This is a genomic window from Vibrio sp. 10N.286.52.C3 (genome assembly GCF_041468865.1).
In the GTDB taxonomy this organism is placed as follows: domain Bacteria; phylum Pseudomonadota; class Gammaproteobacteria; order Enterobacterales; family Vibrionaceae; genus Vibrio; species Vibrio crassostreae_C.
The window spans coordinates 1-238 of the sequence record NZ_JBFRJM010000149.1 but is presented as its reverse complement, the minus strand read 5'-3'; the positions used below and the strand labels follow the sequence as shown (position 1 = coordinate 238).

Below are 238 nucleotides of genomic sequence, written 5' to 3'. Positions count from 1 at the left end.
AAGTCTCCGTTGCCACGGAAAATGATCTCACCATCCTTGCGTTGTACAGTACCTACCCACTCACTGGTGTTTTCGTCGATAATGTGGATTTCGCCGTTAATGATCTTAACTGTCAGGTCACGCTCTTCCATCTCGGGACGGTCTTCACCGAAATCTGGAGACCAACGAGGTGTATCATCAAAGTCCATATCTGGGTGCTCTGGAGAGGCTGGGAGAGTAGGTCGTGGGCTATCAATTA

Annotated in this window: 1 protein-coding gene; it reads right to left on the bottom strand. The window is 49.2% G+C overall.

Features of this window, described 5'->3' with window-relative positions; genetic code table 11:
* The coding region (locus tag AB4138_RS23900; protein WP_372307976.1) for a hypothetical protein at positions 1–238 on the bottom strand (238 nt) is incomplete at both ends.